The organism is Agrobacterium sp. GW821-FHT02D03 (genome assembly GCF_059421725.1).
In genome coordinates this window covers 1,071,032-1,092,258 of record NZ_JBWKVN010000001.1, presented here as the reverse complement: position 1 = coordinate 1,092,258, position 21,227 = coordinate 1,071,032, and the positions used below count along the sequence as shown (strand labels likewise).

At 60.2% G+C, this 21,227-nt stretch carries 21 protein-coding genes; 12 read left to right on the top strand and 9 right to left on the bottom strand.

The window, feature by feature from the left end; translation table 11 throughout:
• Positions 1-39: 39 nt before the first annotated feature.
• Genes AC07U5_RS05090 through AC07U5_RS05080 form a run of 3 tightly spaced genes read right to left on the bottom strand, consistent with a single transcriptional unit; the run spans position 40 to position 2,566 of the window.
• The gene (locus tag AC07U5_RS05090; RefSeq protein WP_494722459.1) at positions 40-1,302 is read right to left on the bottom strand and encodes a CCA tRNA nucleotidyltransferase; all 1,263 of its coding nucleotides are present in this window, start codon (positions 1,300-1,302) and stop codon (positions 40-42) included.
• Entirely contained in the window at positions 1,299-1,946 is a 648-nt protein-coding gene (locus AC07U5_RS05085; RefSeq protein WP_113327816.1) for an NUDIX hydrolase, read from the bottom strand. Before AC07U5_RS05085 ends, AC07U5_RS05090 begins: the two co-directional genes overlap by 4 nt.
• Positions 1,943-2,566 carry a DUF1285 domain-containing protein gene (locus AC07U5_RS05080; protein WP_494722458.1) on the bottom strand — a complete coding sequence of 208 codons (624 nt, stop codon included), beginning with the start codon at positions 2,564-2,566 and terminating at the stop codon, positions 1,943-1,945. The genes AC07U5_RS05085 and AC07U5_RS05080 overlap by 4 nt, the downstream gene beginning before the upstream one ends.
• Positions 2,567-2,815: 249 nt before the next feature.
• On the opposite strand from AC07U5_RS05080, the gene AC07U5_RS05075 reads away from it, so the two are divergent.
• From AC07U5_RS05075 to AC07U5_RS05045, 7 genes are read left to right on the top strand one after another with little or no spacing between them, the layout of a single operon-like run.
• Positions 2,816-3,826: an AAA family ATPase gene (locus AC07U5_RS05075; protein ID WP_062426366.1), complete on the top strand. Its 1,011-nt coding sequence runs from the start codon at positions 2,816-2,818 to the stop codon at positions 3,824-3,826.
• Between the two features lie 48 nt (positions 3,827-3,874).
• Positions 3,875-4,795, top strand: coding sequence for a DUF58 domain-containing protein (locus tag AC07U5_RS05070; RefSeq protein ID WP_494722457.1), 921 nt, complete (start codon positions 3,875-3,877; stop codon positions 4,793-4,795).
• Positions 4,792-7,599 carry a DUF4159 domain-containing protein gene (locus AC07U5_RS05065; protein WP_153311836.1) on the top strand — a complete coding sequence of 936 codons (2,808 nt, stop codon included), beginning with the start codon at positions 4,792-4,794 and terminating at the stop codon, positions 7,597-7,599. The genes AC07U5_RS05070 and AC07U5_RS05065 overlap by 4 nt, the downstream gene beginning before the upstream one ends.
• Before the next feature lie 3 nt (positions 7,600-7,602).
• Entirely contained in the window at positions 7,603-9,684 is a 2,082-nt protein-coding gene (locus tag AC07U5_RS05060) for a hypothetical protein (RefSeq protein WP_062426363.1), read from the top strand.
• A gap of 1 nt (position 9,685) precedes the next feature.
• The gene (locus tag AC07U5_RS05055; RefSeq protein ID WP_494722456.1) at positions 9,686-10,123 is read left to right on the top strand and encodes a GNAT family N-acetyltransferase; all 438 of its coding nucleotides are present in this window, start codon (positions 9,686-9,688) and stop codon (positions 10,121-10,123) included.
• A gap of 45 nt (positions 10,124-10,168) precedes the next feature.
• Positions 10,169-10,420 carry a type II toxin-antitoxin system RelE family toxin gene (locus AC07U5_RS05050; RefSeq protein ID WP_062426361.1) on the top strand — a complete coding sequence of 84 codons (252 nt, stop codon included), beginning with the start codon at positions 10,169-10,171 and terminating at the stop codon, positions 10,418-10,420.
• 9 nt (positions 10,421-10,429) lie between these two features.
• Positions 10,430-10,783 carry a helix-turn-helix domain-containing protein gene (locus AC07U5_RS05045; protein ID WP_062426360.1) on the top strand — a complete coding sequence of 118 codons (354 nt, stop codon included), beginning with the start codon at positions 10,430-10,432 and terminating at the stop codon, positions 10,781-10,783.
• A gap of 7 nt (positions 10,784-10,790) precedes the next feature.
• On the opposite strand, the gene AC07U5_RS05040 is transcribed toward AC07U5_RS05045, so the two are convergent.
• Together AC07U5_RS05040 and AC07U5_RS05035 are read right to left on the bottom strand one after the other, a co-directional pair.
• Positions 10,791-12,104 (bottom strand): MFS transporter, encoded by a 1,314-nt coding sequence (locus tag AC07U5_RS05040; protein ID WP_494722455.1) that lies wholly within the window; start codon positions 12,102-12,104, stop codon positions 10,791-10,793.
• Positions 12,105-12,195: 91 nt separating this feature from the next.
• Positions 12,196-12,762, bottom strand: coding sequence for a GNAT family N-acetyltransferase (locus AC07U5_RS05035; protein ID WP_494722454.1), 567 nt, complete (start codon positions 12,760-12,762; stop codon positions 12,196-12,198).
• Positions 12,763-13,052: 290 nt separating this feature from the next.
• Between AC07U5_RS05035 and AC07U5_RS05030 the strand changes: the two genes are divergently transcribed.
• Entirely contained in the window at positions 13,053-14,057 is a 1,005-nt protein-coding gene (locus AC07U5_RS05030) for a glutathione S-transferase family protein (RefSeq protein ID WP_494722453.1), read from the top strand.
• On the opposite strand, the gene AC07U5_RS05025 is transcribed toward AC07U5_RS05030, so the two are convergent.
• Entirely contained in the window at positions 14,048-14,446 is a 399-nt protein-coding gene (locus AC07U5_RS05025) for an NUDIX domain-containing protein (protein ID WP_113327961.1), read from the bottom strand. The genes AC07U5_RS05030 and AC07U5_RS05025 overlap by 10 nt on opposite strands.
• On the opposite strand from AC07U5_RS05025, the gene AC07U5_RS05020 reads away from it, so the two are divergent.
• The 3 genes from AC07U5_RS05020 to AC07U5_RS05010 all read left to right on the top strand — a co-directional run bounded on the left by AC07U5_RS05020 (position 14,384) and on the right by AC07U5_RS05010 (position 16,096).
• Entirely contained in the window at positions 14,384-14,650 is a 267-nt protein-coding gene (locus AC07U5_RS05020; protein ID WP_162746238.1) for a hypothetical protein, read from the top strand. The genes AC07U5_RS05025 and AC07U5_RS05020 overlap by 63 nt on opposite strands.
• A 4-nt stretch (positions 14,651-14,654) precedes the next feature.
• Positions 14,655-15,620: a metallophosphoesterase family protein gene (locus AC07U5_RS05015; RefSeq protein WP_494723257.1), complete on the top strand. Its 966-nt coding sequence runs from the start codon at positions 14,655-14,657 to the stop codon at positions 15,618-15,620.
• Positions 15,621-15,805: 185 nt separating this feature from the next.
• Positions 15,806-16,096, top strand: coding sequence for a GIY-YIG nuclease family protein (locus tag AC07U5_RS05010; protein WP_494722452.1), 291 nt, complete (start codon positions 15,806-15,808; stop codon positions 16,094-16,096).
• Positions 16,097-16,217: 121 nt separating this feature from the next.
• Here the strand turns inward: AC07U5_RS05010 and leuA are convergent, their stop codons facing one another.
• From leuA to AC07U5_RS04995, 3 genes are all read right to left on the bottom strand, one after another.
• A complete protein-coding gene (gene leuA, locus AC07U5_RS05005; protein ID WP_494722451.1) occupies positions 16,218-17,927 on the bottom strand; it encodes a 2-isopropylmalate synthase in 1,710 nt (569 codons plus the stop codon).
• A gap of 316 nt (positions 17,928-18,243) precedes the next feature.
• Entirely contained in the window at positions 18,244-19,440 is a 1,197-nt protein-coding gene (locus AC07U5_RS05000) for a benzoate/H(+) symporter BenE family transporter (RefSeq protein ID WP_494722450.1), read from the bottom strand.
• Positions 19,441-19,800: 360 nt separating this feature from the next.
• On the bottom strand, positions 19,801-20,382 hold the full coding sequence (locus AC07U5_RS04995) for an ATP-dependent Clp protease proteolytic subunit (RefSeq protein WP_062426353.1): 582 nt from the start codon (positions 20,380-20,382) through the stop codon (positions 19,801-19,803).
• Between the two features lie 235 nt (positions 20,383-20,617).
• Here AC07U5_RS04995 and AC07U5_RS04990 point away from each other — a divergent pair, with 235 nt between their 5' ends.
• Positions 20,618-21,208 (top strand): HupE/UreJ family protein, encoded by a 591-nt coding sequence (locus tag AC07U5_RS04990; RefSeq protein ID WP_494722449.1) that lies wholly within the window; start codon positions 20,618-20,620, stop codon positions 21,206-21,208.
• Positions 21,209-21,227: the final 19 nt, after the last annotated feature.

Genomic DNA, 21,227 nt, shown 5'->3' with positions numbered 1-21,227 from the left:
ATTACGTATCACCCCGGACGTTGTCCGGGGTGGGATACATTATGAGCGCTGCTGCAGTTTCGTCGCCAGTCGCGAAAGCAACGTCTCACGGTCAGCCGCGAAGTTGCCATCCACCCACGCCGCTTCGAGTTCAGAGAGAACCTCGCCCACCTGCGGACCGGGAGGAAGACCGGCCGCCAGCACATCCGCACCGCTGAGTGGGAAAGAAGGCTTGTCGAACTTCTCGGCACGCGCAAGCAAGGTGGAAAGCTTGGCAATCTTCTGCATTGCGGCCTCCCCCGCAGACATGTCCGCTCTTGCAGAGGAAAGAGCCAGCTTCAGCCGCGTCTTCACGCCCTCGACGCCTTGTCGATAAAGGAGACGATCGAGTGCGGTCTCCGCGAGAGACGGATCGACTGCCGGGGCTTTCGCCCATTGATCGAGACGCGCCGCTTCGTTCTTGGACATGCGCAACCGGCTGGAAAGAGCGGTCACCCGCTCTGCATCAGGCGGGATGATGGAGGCAAGCCTTAGCATCGGGTCGGGCTTCCAGCCCAGCGCCTGCTCGGTTGCGACCATACCGTGGATCGAGTCAATGCCCCACTTTTCCGTCTCGGGGAGGATTTGCGCCAAAACGCCGGCCTGCCGCATCCAAAGCAGTGCCCGCGACGGGTCGTCGGCGCTAAGCAGCTTCTTCATTTCGCTCCAGACCCGTTCGGCCGACAGGGTCGAAAGCTTGTCCTTGGCGCGCGCACTCGCCCGCAGGCCGTCCGCATCCGGGCGACCAGAGCCATAATAGGCAAAGAAGCGGAAGAAGCGCAGGATGCGCAGATGATCTTCGGCAATTCGTGTTGCCGCATCGCCGATGAAGCGAACGGTCTTGGTTTCGATATCGGCAAGTCCACCGATCAGATCGATGACCTCGCCGGAGGCATCGGCATAAAGCGCATTGATCGTCAGGTCGCGCCGTTCGGCGTCTTCTTTCCAGTCGGTGCCGAAAGCCACTTCCGCATGGCGGCCATCGGTGGTCACATCGCGACGAAGCGTCGTCACCTCATAACCTTCACCATCCACGACCAGCGTCACGGTACCGTGGTCGATACCCGTCGGCACCGCCTTGATACCGGCGTCTTTCGCCCGCTCCACAACATCCTGCGGCGGAAGCGTCGTCGCCATGTCGATATCGCCGACCGGCAGTCCCATCAGCGCGTTGCGCACAGCGCCACCCACCACGCGCGCCTCGCCGCCATCGGCGTTCAGAAGCGAAAAAATCCGCTGAAGGCCGGGTTTGGAAAACCAGCTCTGCCCGGCAATGCCGCTCATGAATAGAACCTCTCGTAAATGCTGCGCACGATGCCCGCCGTAATGCCCCAAATGTAGCGCTCGCCATAGGGCATTTCGTAGAAAAACCGCTCTCTCCCCTGAAACATCCGGCTGCCCCGGCTGTGGTTGGCAGGGTTCATCAGAAAGGACAATGGTACCTCGAACACCTCATCCACCTCCGCCGGGTTCGGCGTCAGCGTGAATCCAGGCCTGACGACAGCCAAAACCGGCTTGATGCGAAACCCCGTGCCGGAAATGTAATCAGGCATGCGCCCGACCGTCTCGATGAAACGGCGCGACATGCCGATCTCTTCTTCCGTCTCGCGCAATGCCGCCTCTTCCGGCGAGCGATCCTGCGCATCGATGCCGCCACCGGGAAAGGATATCTGGCCGGAATGATTGCGCAACGTCTTGGTCCGCTGGGTAAAGATCACCCTCGCCTCGTCGCCGTCATCGATGACCGGAACTAGCACCGCCGCATCCTTCAGCCGAATACCATCGCCGGAAAGTCGCACACTAGGATTGAGGATATGATCGCCGATATCCCGCGCGTCGCGATCCTCCCGCTCGGCAACACCCTCGCCATCCTCCAGGACCCGCCGCCGGAAGTCGGCAGCGGAAAATGCCATCAGTTCAGCTCTCATCGGGCAAGCGCTTCCAGCTCGTCCGCAGGCATGATCGGAAACACCTCTCCGCCGGAGCGCACGGAGAACATGGCTCGACCGTCGATATCGATCGCCTCCCCGAGCTCCACCAGATCATACATGACCGCCCGCGACACCAAAGCCTCCAGCCGCCCACGCATGAGGATATAGGGCTTCAGCTCATTGTTCTCGCCGTCCGTGGTGAAACGAAGGGGATGCTCCGGCCCGGCTTCGACCACATCACCAACATTTGTTCGGAAGGTCAAAAGCGGGGCGCCGTCCCTCTCACCGACGCTCATTTCGACGGCGATGAAAGGTGCGTCGACAACCCGGATGCCGACCTTTTCCACTGGGGTGACGAGGTAGGTCTTGCCATCCTCATCCTTGCGCAAAACCGTTGAAAACAAACGCACAAGCGGGGCTCTGCCGATTGGCGTTCCCATATAGAACCATGTCCCATCGGCGCGGATTTCCATGTCGAGATCGCCACAGAAAGGCGGGTTCCATTTCTCCACGGGGGCCGGTCCTCGGGGCTTGTCACCCGTCTGCTCGCTGGCACGCGAAATCAATGCCGCAAGCCCTGCCGCATCCGTCGCCGCATTAATCCTGTCATCTGCCATATTCGAGCCCTGCTTTGCCAATTATGCAATAAAGGAACATGGGTAACGAGATAGTCACTTAAAGGATGCTTGTCAGCGGTTTGCGTGGCAATAAGCTATAGGCAGCGCCAAATCCCTCCTGTATTCCAATAGGAAGGTTGAACGTCAGAGTTTGTCAGGGATAAGTGGAAACCGGTTATCCCGAAGAGACAAACGGCAACAAAGAATCGATTCTAGGAACCGCTGCGGCGGGGTTTTGAGGAGAGCCATATGGGCGTTATGAACACCACCGAAACCCTCGACGAAAAGGCGATCGTCGCCGCTGCGGAAAAGGCGCTGGCCGATATTGCCGCCATTCGCGGCGAAGTCTCCAAGGTCATTTTCGGTCAGGAAAAAGTGGTGCAGAACACGCTTCTCGCCATTCTGTCAGGCGGCCACGCGCTACTCGTCGGCGTTCCGGGTCTGGCAAAGACCAAGCTTGTCACCACGCTTGGCACGGTGCTGGGGCTTGATGCCAACCGCATCCAGTTTACCCCCGACCTGATGCCCTCCGATATTCTCGGTTCCGAAGTCATGGATCAGGATGAGAGCGGCCGTCGCTCCTTCCGCTTCATCAAGGGACCGATCTTCGGCCAGTTGCTGATGGCCGACGAAATCAACCGTGCCAGCCCGCGCACCCAGTCGGCTCTTCTGCAGTCCATGCAGGAATATCACATCACGGTGGCCGGCCAGCGTTACGATCTGCCGAAGCCCTTTCACGTGCTGGCAACCCAGAACCCATTGGAACAGGAAGGCACCTATCCGCTGCCCGAAGCGCAGCTCGACCGCTTCCTGCTGCAGGTGGATGTGGATTATCCGGAACTTGCCGCCGAACGCCAGATCCTTCTCGACACCACCGGAACGGCATCGGCCGAAGCACGCCGGATGATCGAGTCCGAGCGGCTGATCGAAATCCAGACCCTGATTCGCCAGATGCCGGTCAGCGACAAGGTGGTGGATGCGATCCTCTCGCTCGTCCGCTCGGCCCGCCCAGGCCAGGGCAACAAGCTGACCGACAAGAATGTCGCATGGGGTCCAGGCCCGCGTGCCGGACAATCCCTGATGCTGACGGCCCGCGCGCGTGCGCTTTACGAAGGCCGTCTCGCGCCCTCGCTCGACGATATCTATGCGCTGGCAGAACCCGTGCTGGAACACCGCATGGCCCTGACCTTTGCCGCACGCGCGGAGGGAATGTCGGTGCGTGACGTGATTGCCGGCCTCGTAGAGCACGCCAAGAACTAAGCCGTCACCGAAAAAGACGACGGTCTTTAGAAACAGACAGGAGCGCATGTGGCATCCATCGGCCAGATCGTAGAGCAGACATCGGGCAGCGACGTGCTGGCCCGTGCGCGCCAACGCGCCGCTCTGGTGCCGGATTGCATGGTCGAAGCCCGGCGCATCGCCAACACCGTGACCGCCGGCTGGCACGGCCGCCGCAAGCGCGGCATCGGTGAAAACTTCTGGCAGTTCAGGCCCTATGCCGATGGTGAAAGCCTGTCGCGCATCGATTGGCGGCGTTCCGCCCGCGACGATCATACCTATGTGCGCGATCGCGAATGGGAAGCCGCTCACACGATCTGGCTCTGGGCGGATCTGTCGCCCTCCATGATGTATAAGTCGACGCTGGGCACCGTCTCCAAGGAAAGCCGCGCGCTTGTCCTGCTGCTGGCACTGGCGGAGATCCTCGCCCGTTCCGGTGAGCGCATCGGCTGCCCCGGCATCATGGAACCGGTCTCCGCCCGCAACGCCGCCGAGCGGCTGGCTAATGCCATCATGCACGCACCCGCCACCACCGGCCTTCCCGATACCAGCATGATCCGTGGCGCCAGCGACATCGTGCTGATCGGCGATTTTCTCGATGATGCGACCACGATCATGGAGCGGCTCTCGCCGCTGGCACGCCGTGGTCTTGGCGGTCACGTGGTAGAGATTGCCGATCCGGCGGAAGAGGTTTTCCCCTATAGCGGGCGCACGGAATTCTCCGATCCCGAAACCGGTGAGAAGCTGACGTCCGGTCGGGCGGAAACGATCCGCGAGGACTATACCCGCGCCTATTTTGCCCGTCGCGAGGCGCTTTCCTCGTCGCTGCGCCGGCTTGGCTGGAATTTCATCTTCCACCGCACCGACCATCTGGCATCCGAAGCGCTGGTCGCCATGCACATGTATCTCTCCGGCTCACCAGTTGGCGGGCGAAACGGAGATCGCCCATGAGCGCGCTCCCCTTCGTCTTCACCAGCCCCTATATTCTTTTCGGCCTGCTCGCTTTGCCCGCCATCTGGTGGTTGCTGCGTCTCACGCCGCCGCGACCGAAGGCGGAAGTCTTTCCGCCCCTGCGTATTCTCGCAACGGTTCTGAAGCGCGAGGAAACACCGTCGAAGAGCCCCTGGTGGCTGACACTGTTGCGCATGCTGCTTGCCGCAGCCGTCATCTTTGCGCTTGCCGATCCGGTCATCAATCCGCGCAACAACACGCTGGCGGGAAGCGGCCCGCTGGTGCTGATCGTCGACAACAGCTGGGCTGCTGCCCCGGATTGGGAACGCCGCGTCAGAACCGCAGAAGCCTTGATCGGCGATGCGGAGCGCGCCGAGCGCCCCGTGTCTATCACCTTCACCGCGGACCGCGAACATGACGCCGAGCCCGGCACGACGGCAGCCGCATTGGAAAAGCTCGCCGCCGCCAAGCCACAACCGCTGGTCCCGGACCGTGTTCGTGCTGCCGAGTCCGTCATCGAGGCGATGAACGGCACCGCGCCGGGTACGCTTGCCTATATCACCGATGGCGTCGCCACGCCGGAAGACCGCGCTGCACTCAGCAGCCTTGCCAGCCTGCAGGCCTCCGAGTTCCGTGTGATCGAAGGCGATGGTCAGCAGGTTGCCGCGATTACCGGCGCGGAGAACGGCGCCGACACCATGACGGTGTCCCTCTCTCGCCTCAGCACAAGTGGGGCGGCGAACTACACGATCAATGCGCAGGATTCACAAGGACGTATTCTCGCCAGCGACGGCGCAAGCTTTGCGCCCGGTGCCGCTGAAACCACAGCGAAGATCAATGCGCCATTCGAGCTGCGCAATGATTTCGCCCGTCTCTCTATCGACCGGCTGTCCACCGCTGGTGCGGTCCATCTTCTGGATGATGGTTTCCGCCGCCGTCGCGTGGCGCTTCTTGCCGGTGAGACCGGCAATGATTTCCAGCCACTGCTCCAGCCGCTCTATTATATCAGCCGCGCCCTCCAGCCCTATGTGGATCTGGTGCCGCAGCAGCAGCCCGATCTGGCCGTCGCCATTCCAGAATTGCTGCAGACCAACCCTTCCGTCATCGTCATGGCCGATATCGGCCGCTTGCCGCAGGAAACCTATGCGCCGCTGGAACGCTGGCTCTCGCGCGGCGGCACGCTGATCCGCTTTGCCGGTCCACGCCTTGCCGCCGCACCGGCTGACGATCCGCTGGTGCCGGTGACCTTGCGCCAAGGCGAACGCGCGCTCGGCGGCGCTTTGTCCTGGGCCGAGCCGCAGCCGCTGGCGGACTTCCCCAATTTTGGTCCCTTTGCCGGCATGCCACGCGCCGAAGGCGTTCACATCAAGCGCCAAGTTCTGGCCGAACCGACGCCCGATCTTGCCGAGCGCACCTGGGCAAGCCTTGCCGATGGCACGCCTCTGGTGACTACGCGCACGGTCGATGCCGGTCGCATCGTGCTCTTCCATGTCAGTGCCGAAGCAAGCTGGTCTGACCTGCCCATCTCCGGCCACTTTGTCGAGATGCTGCGCCGGATCGTTCAGCAGTCGCAGGTCGGCGGCTCTTCCGCGTCTGCGAATGCGCCGGCCGCAGCCTTGCCGCCTTATCGCGTGTTGACCGCTACCGGATCGCTCTCGCCCGATATTGGTGCCGCCCGGCCGCTGGAAGCGCGCCCCGGTCAACCGCCGCGCGCAAGTTTCGACAATCCGCCCGGCCTCTACGGCACGGAAACCGGCTTCGTTGCCTTGAACCTGCTGCCACCTGGGGCGACGCTTCGCCCGATCGACACGTCACTTGCCGGCACGCCGGTCGCCACCGAAGGTCTTGTCGGCGAAGCGGCAACGTCGCTGCGCCCTGCTCTCTTCATCGCGGCTCTTCTCATGCTCTTTGCCGATAGCCTGATCATCCTTTTCATGAATGGCGCATTTTCCAAGATGCCGCGCGCGCGCTCATCTGCAGCCGCAATCCTCATTGCAGCATTCTCCGCCTTCGCTCTGCTGACGCCAAATCCGGTTCATGCCAATGACGCCAAGCCGGGTGACGAAGAAATCCTCAACCGTCTCGACACCACCCATCTTGCCTATGTGAAGACCGGTGAGGATGATGTCGATCGCGTTTCCCAACAGGGCCTGCAGGGCCTGACCGAGTTCATGACCTGGCGCACGACGCTGGAACCGGGTGCGCCGGTCGGGCTCGATATCGCCAAGGACGAGCTCTCCTTTTATCCGATCATCTACTGGCCGATTTCCGCCACAGCACCCATGCCGTCAACGGCGGCCATTTCCCGCATCGATGCCTATATGCGCGCCGGTGGCACGGTGCTCTTCGATACGCGCGACCAGTTTTCGTCGTTGAACAGTGGTACCAGCGCCAACGGCCAGCGGCTCCAGGAAATCCTCGCCAATGTCGATATCCCGCCGCTGGAACCCGTGCCGCAGGACCACGTCGTCACACGCTCCTTCTATCTGCTGAAGAACTTTCCCGGTCGCTACACCGGCAGCCCGCTTTGGGTCGAGTCGCGCCAGGATGCGGCCAAAACCACCTCCGGCATTTCTTCTTCGGGCGATGGCGTGTCGCCGATCATCATTACCGGCAACGACTTCGCCGGTGCCTGGGCGGTGGATGACAATGGCGCGCCGGTGCTGCCAACTGTGCCGCCAGACGAGATGCAGCGCGAATATGCCTACCGCGCCGGCGTCAACATCATGATGTATATGCTGACCGGAAACTATAAGGCCGATCAGGTGCATGTGCCCGATATTCTCCAGAGACTGGGGCAGTAACGCATGACGCTATCATTCGCCCCCTTCCTTCCCTGGACCGTCATCGCCATTCTGGCCGCAGCCGCTCTCGTTCTGGCTGTCGCCGGTCTGCTGCGCGGCGTGCGCGGCGCATGGCTGCGCGGACTTGCGCTTGCAGCCCTTCTGCTTGCCATCGCCAATCCGCTGCTGACCAATGAGGAGCGTGAGCCGCTCTCCACCATCGTGCCCGTGATCGTCGACCGGTCGCAGAGCCAGGACGTGCAGCAGCGCACCGCGCAGACCGATCAGGCGCTGGCAAACCTTCGTGAGCGTCTTGCCCGCTTTCCCCGCATCGAGCCGCGCATCGTCGAAGTTCGCAACGACGAGAACAGCGATTCGCCCGCGACGAACCTCTTCTCGGCGCTCTCGGCCTCTGTCTCGGATGTCTCGCCCTCCCGCGTCGGTGGCGCGATCTTCCTCAGCGACGGTCAAATCCACGACATCCCCAACGCTACGCCGGATGTCGAACAGACGCTTGGCTTCAAGGCGCCGATTCATGGCCTGATCACCGGCCGCGCTGACGAATTCGATCGTCGCATCGAGGTCGTCCGCGCTCCGCGTTTCGGCATCGTCAATGAAGAGCAGCAGCTCACATTGCGCGTCTTCGACGAGGGTCGCACCCAGAGCGGCACGGCGAATGTCACCATCAAGATGAACGGTCAGGAAATCGGCAATCTGCAAGCCGTGCCGGGACGCCCCATTCCCTTCACCTTCAAGGTTCCGCGCGGCGGCAACAACGTGATGGAGTTCTCCGTCGCTGAGCTGCCGGGGGAAGTCACCACCGCCAACAACCGCGCCGTCCATGTCATCGAGGGCATTCGCCAGAATCTGCGTGTGCTGCTCGTCTCCGGTGAGCCCCATGCCGGCGAGCGCGCCTGGCGCAACCTGTTGAAGTCCGACACCTCCGTAGACCTCGTTCACTTCACCATTCTGCGTCCGCCGGAAAAGCAGGATGGGACGCCGATCAACGAATTGTCGCTGATCGCTTTCCCGACGCGTGAACTCTTCGTCGAAAAGATCAACGATTTCGATCTGATCATTTTCGACCGCTACCAGCATCGCGGCGTGCTGCCGATCCTCTATTATGATTACATCGCTCAATATGTGGAAAAGGGCGGCGCGCTCCTGATTGCCGCAGGCCCCGAACATGCGGGCCAGGATTCGATTGCGATGACGCCGCTGGAATCGGTACTGCCTGCCCAGCCGACCGGCCAGGTCAATCAGGGCGCCTTCTTCCCCCGACTTTCCGAAGCCGGAAAGAAGCACCCGGTCACACGCGGCTTGGAAGGCTCTGGCGACGAGCCACCCCATTGGGGTCGCTGGTTCCGCACGGTCGGCGTGGAACAACCCCAGGGCCAGACAGTCATGCTCGGCGCCGGCCAGGACCCATTGCTGGTGCTGAACCGCCAGGGCGAAGGCCGCGTCGCCATGCTGCTATCCGACCAGGGCTGGCTCTGGGCGCGCGGCTTTGAAGGCGGTGGTCCGCATGTGGCGCTCTATCGCCGCATCGCCCACTGGCTGATGAAGGAGCCGGAGCTTGAGGAAGAGGCACTGACAGCGCGCGCCAATGGCCGCATGCTCGAGATCACCCGCCAGACCATCGGCGACAATCCGGGCGACGCCACGGTCAAATTCCCATCCGGCAAGACCGAAACCATGAACTTCACCCAAACGGACCCCGGTCTCTACAAGATCGAGCGCCGCATGAACGAGACGGGTCTCTACGAAGTCTCCAATGGTGACTTCACAACGCTGGTCCACGTCGGCGCGGTCGATGCGCCGGAATTCAAGGCGATGATCTCCACCACGGATACGCTGAAGCCTCTGGCCGATGCGACAAGAGGCAGCGTCCATCGCGTGGTGGACGATGCCAATCGTGTGGTCCTGCCGGACATTCTTCCGGTTCGCGGCGAAGTCCGCGTTGCAGACAATGACCGCATGCTGATCCGCATGACGGATGAAACCGTGCTGAAGGGCGTCAACACCCTGCCGCTCTTTGCAGGCTTCGCCGGCCTCGCCGCCCTGCTGCTGGCCTTCTCTGCTCTGTGGTGGCGCGAAGGCAGATAAGATGCACTACGAGATCGAACTCAGCGATGGCGCGGATGAGAGCGCCACGGCCGCCATTCTCGCCGGCCTGAAAGACTACAATCTCCATCGCTTCGGCCCTGCCGATTGGAAAGAGTTGGTCATCGCGCTGAAAAACGACGACGGCAAAGTGATCGGCGGTCTCTCCGGCCACACCGCCCGCGGCTGGCTTTACACCGCCCTTCTCTTCATTCCCGAAGACCTGCGCGGACAAGGTCTTGGGCCAAAGCTTCTTCAAATGGCAGAAGACGAAGCCCGCAAACGCGGCTGCACCGGCGCCTATATCGACACGATGAGTGCTGACGCGCTGACGCTCTACCAAAAATGCGGCTACGAGATCTTCGGCCAGATCGCAGAGTTCGGCCCGAATTACGCCATGACGTACTTGAAGAAATTGCTTCAAGACGCGAAAGTTAGCTGAAAGCGAATTTTCTTGAAAAATTTTCGCATTTAGCTATTTTAAGTCATGAAGAAAATTGCCTACAGCAAAGCGTCGATCAGAACTCTTCGTCGCCTGTCGGCAACCGAAGCAAAGCGGATTGTCGCTAAGATCGAACAATATGCGGATGATCCGACCTCTCTGACCAATAATGTCAAGGCGCTTGTGGGATCACCATACATCAGGCTTCGAGTGGGCGATTGGCGCGTCATAATGGACGACGACGGGCATATCTTGGAGATCATTCAAATCGGCCCGCGTGGCAGCGTCTATCAGTAGGAGTTGCATATGCAAACGATAAAGACACCCAACGGCGAAACACTCGTCATCCTACCTCTAGCGGAGTATGAGAGCTTGATCGACCAGGCAGACATTGCCGCGGCAAACAGGATCAAGGCAGACATCTCGGCCAAACGTGACGAACTTGTGCCAGCGGAAATCGTAACCCGCCTTCTTTCTGGGGAGAGTGCCGTGAAGGTGTGGCGTTCTCACCGAGGACTATCGGCGAAAGACCTTGCGGCCGAGGCGGGCATCAGCGCGCCTTATCTTTCAGAGATTGAAGGCGGCAAGAAGGAAGGAAGCCTCTCTGTCATGAAGAAGATCGCCGAAGTCCTCAAGGTGGACCTCGACGATCTAACTTGAGGTCCGTTCAAGACAGGCTAACCTGCCGCGTCTCGGCATTGATCATGGTTGCTGCGATTGCCGCCAGGACCAGGAGACCTGCGAATATGCCAACCGCAAACCCAAACCCCTGAGCAACGGCATAGCCAAGCACGGAGGGTGCCAGCAACCCGCCGAGGCGGGCCATGGCACCGGCTGCCCCCATACCGGTGGCGCGAGATTCGGTCGGGTAGAGCTCTGGCGTATAGGCATAGAGCGCGCCCCAGGTGCCGAGCAGCGCAAAGCTCATCAAAAGCAGAGATGCGGCGATGATCGTACCGGTCGTCGCGAGTGTGAAGAGCAGGCAGCCGAGGGCTGACAGCAGGCAGAAGCCGATCAGCGTTGGCTTGCGGCCCCATTTCTCCACACCGTAGGCAGCAAGCGCATAGCCGGGGATCTGGGCGAGTGCGACGAGGACCAGGAAGCCATAGCCGCGGACAAAGCCGAAGCCTTCACCCGCAAGTCGGGCGGGCATCCAGGTGAAGACGCCATAATAGGAGACCGAGACCAGAAACCAGATGGCAAGGATCATGATGCTGCGCTGACGAAGAGCCGGCGAAAACAGGCCCTGCCCCTTCACAGCCTTGGACTGGGCGATGCCGGTGCCTGCATCCAGTTGCGCGCGACCATTGGTCTTCAGCATGGCATTGACCACGACTTTCGCTTCTTCAGAACGACCGCTCTTCAACAGATAGAGCGGCGATTCCGGCACGAGGAAACGCAGGCCGATGCCGATCAGCGCAGGGAACGCGGTGACGGCAAAGATGTAGCGCCACGCATCCTGGAGTTGGTAAAGGCTCGCAATCCATGCGGCAATTGCCACCACGAGCGTCCCGACGGCCCAGAAGCCTTCCAGCAGAACGAGCCAGCGGCCGCGGTTTTTTGCCGGCAGAAATTCCGCCATCATCGCATAATCCACCGGCAGCGTACCGCCGACAGCTGCACCCGTGAGGAAGCGCAGAACCAGAAGAATGGTGAAATCCGGCGCAAAGATCGAGAGAATGCCGAAGACGGCATCACAGGCCACGGTGACGATCAAAACCCGACGGCGACCGTAACGATCCGCCATCCGACCAAAGCCGATGGCGCCAAGCAGCATGCCGAGGAAGAAGGCGGTCCCCGTCTGCAGTGCCTGCGGGATGGTAAGCCCGAATGTCGCAGCAATCGAGGCGGCGGTGAAGCCCACCGCCAGCACCTGCATGGCATCCGCCGCCCAGACCAGCCCGAAGATACCCATTAACCGGCGCTGATAGGCACCGGCTCCTGCACGATCCAGCGCATCGTTCATCGTAATTGACGTCATCATCGCCCCCTTGCGACCAAAGTCGTAACCCTGGAGCAAAGTGCTACGGTCCGCTGGTAGAGACTGTCAAGGCGTTACAGCTGCGGTTGCGTCACCCCATGGCACGAAGAGGCGGATTAAACACAACCTCGTCCTGCGCATCCACCGCTTTGGCTTCGTCATTCCGCCAGCCAATCGTGCCTTTCAGTCGAGCATGAACATCATCCGCCAAGGGCACGACGAGCACCCGGTTCATGTCGACAGGTCCTGGAAAATCGAGCGCACCATAGGCGACCTTCTCGAAGCCGAGCGGCATGTAATAGGGTGGATCGCCGATCAGGATTACCGCCTCGGAGCCCTTGCGCTTGGCAGCTGCAATCGCAATGCGCACCAGTTCACGCCCGATGCCCCTGTTCTTGTGCGAGGGCCGAACCGCCAGCGGACCCAGCATATGGCCGTTCACCTGACCTGCGCGAACCGGCGTCATCCGCACCGAAGCGATGGTCTCGCCATCATCGGCGCAGATAAAGGAGAGCGAGCGGTCATGAGGCCCCTGCTCGCGGATACGCGCGGCAGCGCGTGTGTGCCGGCCTGGGCCGAAAGCTTCTGCATTGATAAGTTCGATAACGGCGTCGTGAGACGCGTTCTCGGTGAGGTAGACCAGTTCGTGCTTGGACATGAAGAGACCGGAACGTTGAATACGGACATGACGATATGTGACGGTGCACCTGACATTGCCTGACAGGGCAAGAAGAGCGTCAGCGTCGTCGGAGCGTCCGTGGTTCGGTCATAGGGGAGAATTTCCTCAAGATTATGAAAATCGCAGATATCAGGAAATTATGAGACGGTCCAGAACAAATGGCCCTGCGGTTGCATTCACGAAGGGAGAACGCATTGTTCATTGATGCGAGGGTTCGCTTTAACCGCTGAGCGCCTTAGGGTGAGAGAAGAAACAAAGGGAGAATGCAGATGGGCAGGCTGGTCGAGGGCGTTTGGCAGGATGTGTGGTACGACACCAAGGAAACCAAGGGCCATTTTAAGCGCAGCGCTTCGCAGTTCCGCAACTGGATCACCGCCGATGGCGAGCCCGGCCCCTCCGGCAAGGGCGGCTTCAAGGCGGAGAAGGATCGCTATCACCTCTACGTCTCGCTCGCTTGTCCCTGGGCGCATCGCACCCTCATCTTCCGCAAGCTGAAGAAGCTCGACGACTATATTTCGGTTTCCGTCGTCGATCCGCTGATGCTGGAAAACGGCTGGGAGTTCAAGCCTCAGGAGGAGCGCACGCCGGGCGCGACGGAGGATCATCTCTTCGGTTCGTCGTTTCTCTGGCAGGTCTACACCAAGGCCGATCCGCACTATTCCGGCCGCGTCACCGTGCCCGTTCTTTGGGACAAGCAGCAGAACACCATCGTCTCTAATGAGTCGGCGGAGATCATCCGCATGTTCAACAGCGCCTTCGATGCGTTGACCGGATCTGAACTCGATTTCTATCCGGAACAAAGGCGCAGTGAAATCGACCAGCTCAACGACCTGATTTACGACACCGTCAACAACGGCGTCTACAAGGCGGGCTTTGCCACCACGCAGGACGCCTATCAGGAAAGTGCTATCAAGGTATTTAAGACCCTCAACATCCTTGAGGAACGCCTCTCAAACCAGCGCTTTCTTCTAGGGGCTGAGCAGACGGAGGCCGATTGGCGGCTGTTCACCACGCTGGTGCGTTTCGATCCAGTCTATGTCGGCCACTTCAAATGCAACATCCGCCGCATTCACGACTACCCGAATCTCACCGGCTATCTGCGCGATCTCTTCCAGACGCCCGGCGTGCCGGAGACGGTCGATATGCGCCATATCAAGGAGCATTATTACCGCAGCCACAAGACGATCAACCCGACGGGCATCGTTCCGGTTGGACCGGAATTGGAGCTCGAAAAGGCCCATGATCGCGCAAGGTTGGCGGGAGGCTACCAGTAATCGTCCGGCAAAGCGTCACCCGTGAGGTCCGCGAGACGACGCCGCGTCGCTGGTGTCGTCCCATCGGGCAGAGCATCGAGCGGGAAAAATCCGCTCTCGGCAATCTCGCGATCCGGTACCTTCACCGCGGTCTGTCTAACGCTGAGGCGATAGAACAGGACATGGTCGCGATCGCTCGTGCGGTTGTTGAAATAGACGTGGACGAGTTTGGGCACAGACGTCGCAACCAGATTGCCCTCTTCGCGGATTTCCTTGTGCAGCGCCTGCAATCCCGTTTCCTGTCGCTCCACGCCGCCACCAGGCATATGCCAGCCGGAGACATAGGTGTGGCGCACGAGAAAGATGCGTCCCTCATCATCGAAACACGCCGCCCGCACCCCAAGCGTCATGCCGCGCCGCAGAAAAAAGAACCGGTGTACAATCCTTTTGGCAATATTCCGAAAGAGTTGCCGGAACCCTTCATCGAGCTTGCGGTTCTCAACCAACGTTCAACTCTCCGTCACCTGATGGGTTTCCGCCCGATTGAAGCACTTATCCCCTTGAAATGCCGAGGCTTCGCATTGGACGCCTCAACACGGATACGATATGTCTGACCCCATGTTCAAGCTCGCCCATATTTCCGACGTTCACCTCGGCCCATTGCCCAAGCTCACCTTTCGCGAATTGGCGTCCAAGCGCATCACCGGCTTTGTGAACTGGCGGCTCAACCGCCGCAAGCATCTTTTCACCGACACGCTGGAGCGGTTGGTGGACGATATGGAAACCAAGGCGCCGGATCACATCGCGATCACCGGAGACCTCGTCAATCTGGCGACCGGCATCGAAATCCGCGCTGCCGCCGACTGGCTGGAGGAGGTGGGCGACCCGCTGAAGGTGTCCGTCGTGCCCGGCAACCACGACGCCTATGTGCCTGGCGCACACGACAAGGCGATGGCGGCCTGGTATCCTTACGTTCGAGGCGATGGCGATGCGCAAGACTGGAATGAAGACCGCAAGATCTTTCCCTATATGCGCGTGCGCGGCCCAGTCGCACTGATCGGCTGCTCCACCTCGATCGCCACCCCGCCCTTCTCAGCCACAGGATATTTCGGCCGCCGCCAGGCGCGTGCAACCGCGGATCTGCTGAAAAAGGCCGGTGAACAAGGTCTGTTCCGCGTTGTGATGATCCACCACCCACCTGTGCGCGGCGCTGCCGCCACCCACAAGCGCATGATCGGCATCCGCCGCTTCGCTGCAGCACTCGGCACCGGTGGCGCGGAACTCGTGCTCCACGGCCACACCCACCTCAACACCGTCTACTGGCTGAGCACCCATCGCGGCCAGGACCACATCCCTGTCGTCGGCATTGCTTCCGCAAGCCAGGGACCGGGCGGTGAAAAACCCCGCGCCGGCTACAATCTCTTCAACATCTCCGGCGGCCCCGGCACATGGGAGGTGACCTGCGAACGCTTCAGCCTCAACGAGAAGGCAACCGGCATAGAACTCGAAGACATCCGCGTTTTCTACCACAACGGCCGCCCCCTCGGCTTCAGCAACCCGGTGGAACAGGCACCGGAGGATTAACCGCTGTTTTAGAGAAGAGTCTATCGTGATCAAAGACTTGATCACGCTGGATCCCTGTGACGAGCACAGGGATGAGGAAGGGTATGTAAACCGTCCTGCCACTCAAATACCCTCGTGGTCTCAGTCAAACTGCCTCCGGACGCAAGCATCTTGCATCGTCATGTTTCTCTAGGGACAGTCAGACTATGAAGGGTTATGTCTACATCCTTGCCTCTAAGCGGAACGGTACACTTTACACCGGTGTCACGAAGGACTTGCCCAACAGGCTTTTTGAACATCAAAACGAGCTAACGCCGGGTTTCACATCCAGGTACAACGTCAAAACCCTGGTCTGGTTTGAAGAGTACGATCTGCTGACGACCGCGATTACGCGTGAAAAGACGATCAAGAAATGGCCGCGTCAATGGAAACTGAACCTCATAGAGGCGGAGAATCCTGATTGGCAGGACCTCTCCCATTACCTGCACGGTTTATGATCTCTCGAAGGCTCCTCACTCTCCCCTCATCCCTGTGCCTGTCACAGGGATCCAGCCGTTGCGCGTCTGCGCAACGAAGAGGATGTCAGCCCGAAACTCGGGCTGACCAGATACGCTCCACTTACTTCGCCCGCTCTTCCAGCACGCGGTTGGCCGCAGAAACGATCGCTTCCAGCGAAGCCGCAACGATGTTGGTGTTGATGCCGGCACCGAAGAGCTTGCCGCCCGGATGCTCCATCTCGACATAGGCGATGGCCGATGCGTTGGAGCCGTGCTGTAGCGAGTGTTCGGAATAGTCATTCACCGACAGATCGATGCCGAGATAGGTCGACAGCGCATTGATGAAGCCGTCGATCGGACCGGTACCCTTGCCCTCGATCCGCTTCACTTCGCCCTTGTCCATGATCTCGGCAGCAACGACGCGCACGCCCTTGAAATCGCCAGCCGGATAGGTGTGGTGATCGACGAATTTCAGACGCGCATTGGACTGCGTCACGTAGCGTTCCATGAAGCGCTCATAGATGCGTTTGGCGGGCAGTTCCACGCCTTCCTCGTCGGTGATGCGCTGAATGTCCTCGCGAAACTCCACCTGCAGATTACGCGGCAGGTTCAGGCCGTAATCTTCTTGCAGGATATAGGCGATGCCACCCTTGCCGGACTGCGAGTTGATGCGGATGATCGCCTCGTAGGAGCGGCCGACATCCTTAGGATCGATCGGCAGATAGGGCACTTCCCAGACCGGGTGATTGGCAACCTTGATCGCCTTCATGCCCTTGTTGATCGCATCCTGATGCGAGCCGGAGAAGGCGGTGTAGACCAGTTCGCCGACGTAAGGGTGACGCTCGGGGATCGTCATTTCGTTGGAGTATTCGTAGACGGCCTTGATGCGCTCGATATCGGTGCAATCCAGTTCCGGGTCCACGCCCTGAGTATACATGTTCAGCGCCAGCGTCACCACGTCCACATTTCCGGTGCGTTCGCCATTGCCAAACAGCGTGCCTTCGACGCGGTCGGCACCGGCCATCAGGCCGAGTTCGCTGGCGGCAATGCCCGTGCCGCGGTCGTTATGCGGATGCAGCGAGATGATGACGTTTTCGCGGTTGTCGATATTGCGGCACATCCATTCGATCTGGTCGGCATAGATATTCGGCGTCGCCATTTCCACGGTGGAGGGCAGATTGAGGATCAGCTTGTTATCGGCGGTCGGTTTCACCACATCGATGACGGCATTGCAGATGTCCAGCGCCACTTCCAGCTCCGTGCCGGTAAAGCTTTCCGGCGAATATTCGAAGCGATAACCGCCGCCAGCCTTTGCCGCCATGTCGGTGATCATCTTCGCCGCATCGACGGCGATCTGCTTGATGCCGTGCACGTCCTTGCCGAAGACCACGCGGCGCTGCAATTCGCTGGTGGAGTTGTAGAAATGGATGATCGGGTTCTTGGCACCCTCCAGCGCCTCGAAGGTGCGGGTGATCAGTTCAGGACGGCACTGCACCAGCACCTGCAGCGATACGTCATCCGGCACATTCCCCTCTTCCACGCACCAGCGGGCAAAGTCGAAATCCGTCTGCGAGGCGGATGGAAAACCGATTTCGATTTCCTTGAAACCCATGTCCAACAGCAGCTTGAACATGCGCGCCTTGCGATCATGACCCATCGGATTGACCAGCGACTGGTTGCCGTCACGCAAGTCCACCGAACACCAGATCGGCGCCTTGTCGATGGTCTTGCCGGGCCATGTGCGGTCGGGAATGTTGATAGCGGGATAGGGGCGATATTTTACGCCTGCTTCCGGCATGCCCTTGGAAATGCTGTTTGTCTTCGCGTCCATCGTCTTGCTCCTTGAGCATCCAGGCGCTTGAAAAGCCGCTGGCGGATGCTTCACCCGTTGTCGGGCCTAAATCCAGAATGAAATGAGATTTCGAGATGAGGAGCATTGGCACCAGCGGGCTTTCGGCCGCCGGGCGCTCCTCACTGGACCCGGCAACCGCGTGTAAGGTCGAGGCTAAGAAGCGAGAGTGCACCGCACGGCGAAGCCTTCGCAGAAATCTGCGCGCTCATGCCGGAAAAGGTCTTGGTGCAACTGGTCATGGTTTTTCTATAAACAGCGGTTTTTGATCTGACAAGTAATCTTCTGCCGTCACTCATCATTTTAGCGAGCGTGCGCGCACTGCCATAACCGCCCGCTGCAGCGCCAGCATCAGCCCTCCCCCGAGCAATCCCCAGAATGCGCCGGAAATTCCACCGAAAGACAGTCCGGACGCCGTGACGAGAAACGTGATCGCCGCCGCTTCCCGTGTCTCCGGCTCCCTGAAGGCCGCAACCGCCGAACCTGAAAAGGCGCCGACCAGCGCCAGTCCTGCCACCGCTTGAATGAGAATGGGCGGGGCCAATGCGACGAAGGCGGTCACGACACCGGCCAGCAGGCCGAAGATGATGTATCCCACGCCGCCAATGATCGCGGCCCAATAGCGGCGCTTGGGATCGGGATGGGCATCCTCACCGGCACACATGGCTGCGGTAATGGCGGCGAGGTTGACCGCATGGCCGCCGAAGGGTGCGGAAAGAAGCGAAAAGAAACCGGTCGTGGCAAAGAGTGGCCCGGGCTGCGGATCGTAATGATTGACCTTCAGCACCGCGATGCCGGGAATATTCTGCGAGGCCATGGTGACGATGAAGAGCGGCAATGCGATGGAAATCACCGCATGCAGGCTGAAACTCGGTGTCACCCATTCCATCGGCGGCGTCAAAGATTGCGCCAGCGCATCGAAGGCACCAGCGGGGATGTCCACACCGAAGATCATCACCAGCACGAAAGCTGCGAGTGCGGCAGGCACGGCAAACAGCCGCTTGAAGGCCCCAACCACGATCCAGGCCAGAATGATCGGCAGGCCGAGCGCCGGATTGAAGCCAATCGCCTTGATCGGCGCAAAGCAGAGCCCGATGATGACGCCCGAAAGCATGGCATTGGCAAGCGGCGCCGGAATGGAGGCCACCGCGCGCCCAAGCGGGCGGAACAGCCCTGCGATGATAATGAAGGCCGCGCAGATGATGAAAGCGCCGACCGCTGCAGGAAACCCGCCCTCGATCACGCCCGTCGTCGCCAACAGTGCTGCTCCGGGCGTGGACCACGCGATGCTGACCGGCAGCCTCGTCGTCACCGACAGCACGATGGCGCAAAGCCCCATCGAAACCGACAACGCCATCAAGCCGGACGCTGCCTCGAAATCCGTCGCGCCAACCGCCTTCAACCCTTGCAACACCACGGCAAAGGAGCTGGCAAAACCGACGAAAGCCGTGAGGCAGCCCATGAACAGGGCCTGGAGGGAGAAATCTTTGAACATGGTCTACTCTGATAATGGATCGAGTAGAGGCTGACCAAAAAACACAGAGTCGTGCAAGGCCATTACAGCCGTTCCGGGTGCCGACCCGCTCTTTCGCTTGCCTTGCAAGCCTCGCATTGCGTGAGGTTGCGGTGGGAGATGGCCAAGGTTCAGACCCAAAGCAAAAAGCCCGCACCGGCTTTCACCGGCACGGGCTTTGAATTCAGATCGAAACGTCTCACAGTCTGTTCAAGAATTGTCGATGGTGAGACGAAAATGGTGATTTCGAGAACTGGAGCGCAGCGTACTTAAGGTACGTGAGCACCGGAAGCGCAGAAATTGCCATTTGCAGTCCACCAACGGCGATTATCGGACAGACCGTCAGACTTCCGACTGGTGCTCGACGATCTTGCCGACCAGACCATAGGACACGGCATCGTCTGCGCCGAGCCAGTAATCGCGGTCGATGTCCTTGGCGATCTTTTCTTCCGTCTGGCCGGTGGCCTTGGAGAAGATCCTGATCAGGCGCTGGTTCATCTTGATGATTTCACGCGCCTGGATTTCGATGTCGGACGCCATGCCGCGCGTGCCACCCGAGGGTTGGTGCAGCAGGAAGCGGGTGTTGGGCAGGCAAAGACGACGTTCCTTCGGCACCGATACGTAGATCAGCGCGCCGGCAGATGCGACCCAGCCCGTGCCGATGATGTAGACCTTCGGCTTGATGAACTTGATCATGTCGTGAATGCTGTCGCCGGACTCGACGTGGCCGCCTGGCGAATTGACATAGACGCGGATGTCGTCGTCGCTCGCAGCAGCGAGGGCGACAAGCTGCGTGCAGACCTTCTGCGCCAGTTCCTGGGTAATACCGCCATAAATGAAGATCGAACGCGACTTGAAAAGATTCGCTTCCGTTTCTTTACCGATCGGCAGTTCCTTGCTCTTGTCGTCTTCTTCTTCGTTCATACGGACGGTCTCCAACATAATTCAGTGCCTATCGGACATAGTGTGATTTGTGTCGTAAAACAATGAGCGAAAAAGACAAGGCGCGGAACTGCTTAATAAAAGCGCTCAATCCATGGACCACCGGCAAATGCCGCATGGACAGGCTCTTCTGAATCGACATATCGTTGGCTGCGATAAGGTGTGGCCGTTATCCCAAGAACGGCAGGCACCCGACCAGACATTCGAAGAGGGAACGATGTTGAAAAGACTTATCCTTGCCGCAGCCAGCCTTGGCGCCACCACCTTGCCCGCTTTCGCCCATCTCAATCCGGAAGAGCACGGCTCCTTCATGGCCGGCGTTTCACACCCGCTGTTTGGCGCAGACCATATCCTTGCCATGGTGGCCGTTGGCCTTTGGGCATCGCAGATCGCCACGACCGAGGGCCGCAAAAACGCATTATGGGCCGTCCCGGCAGCCTTTGTCGGCACCATGGCGATCGGCTTCTTCATGGCGGTCTACGGCATCGAGCTGCCCTTCGTCGAACCTGCGATCCTTGCGTCCGTCATCGGCCTTGGCCTTCTGGTCGCCATCGCTGCCAAGCTGCCGACCGTTGCGGCAGCCGCTGTTGTCGGCGTTTTCGCACTCTTCCACGGTCATGCCCATGGCGGGGAACTTGGAACGGCTGGCGCGCTGCAGTTCGGCATCGGCTTTATGATCGCCACGGCACTTCTGCATCTTGCCGGAGTGGCCCTTGGTGTGGGCGTCTCGCGCTTCGGTCCCATCGCAGCCCGCATCGCCGGTGGCCTGACAGCGCTTGCAGGTCTCTCGCTCGCCTTCGGCGGATGAGGTATCGGATTACAGAAAT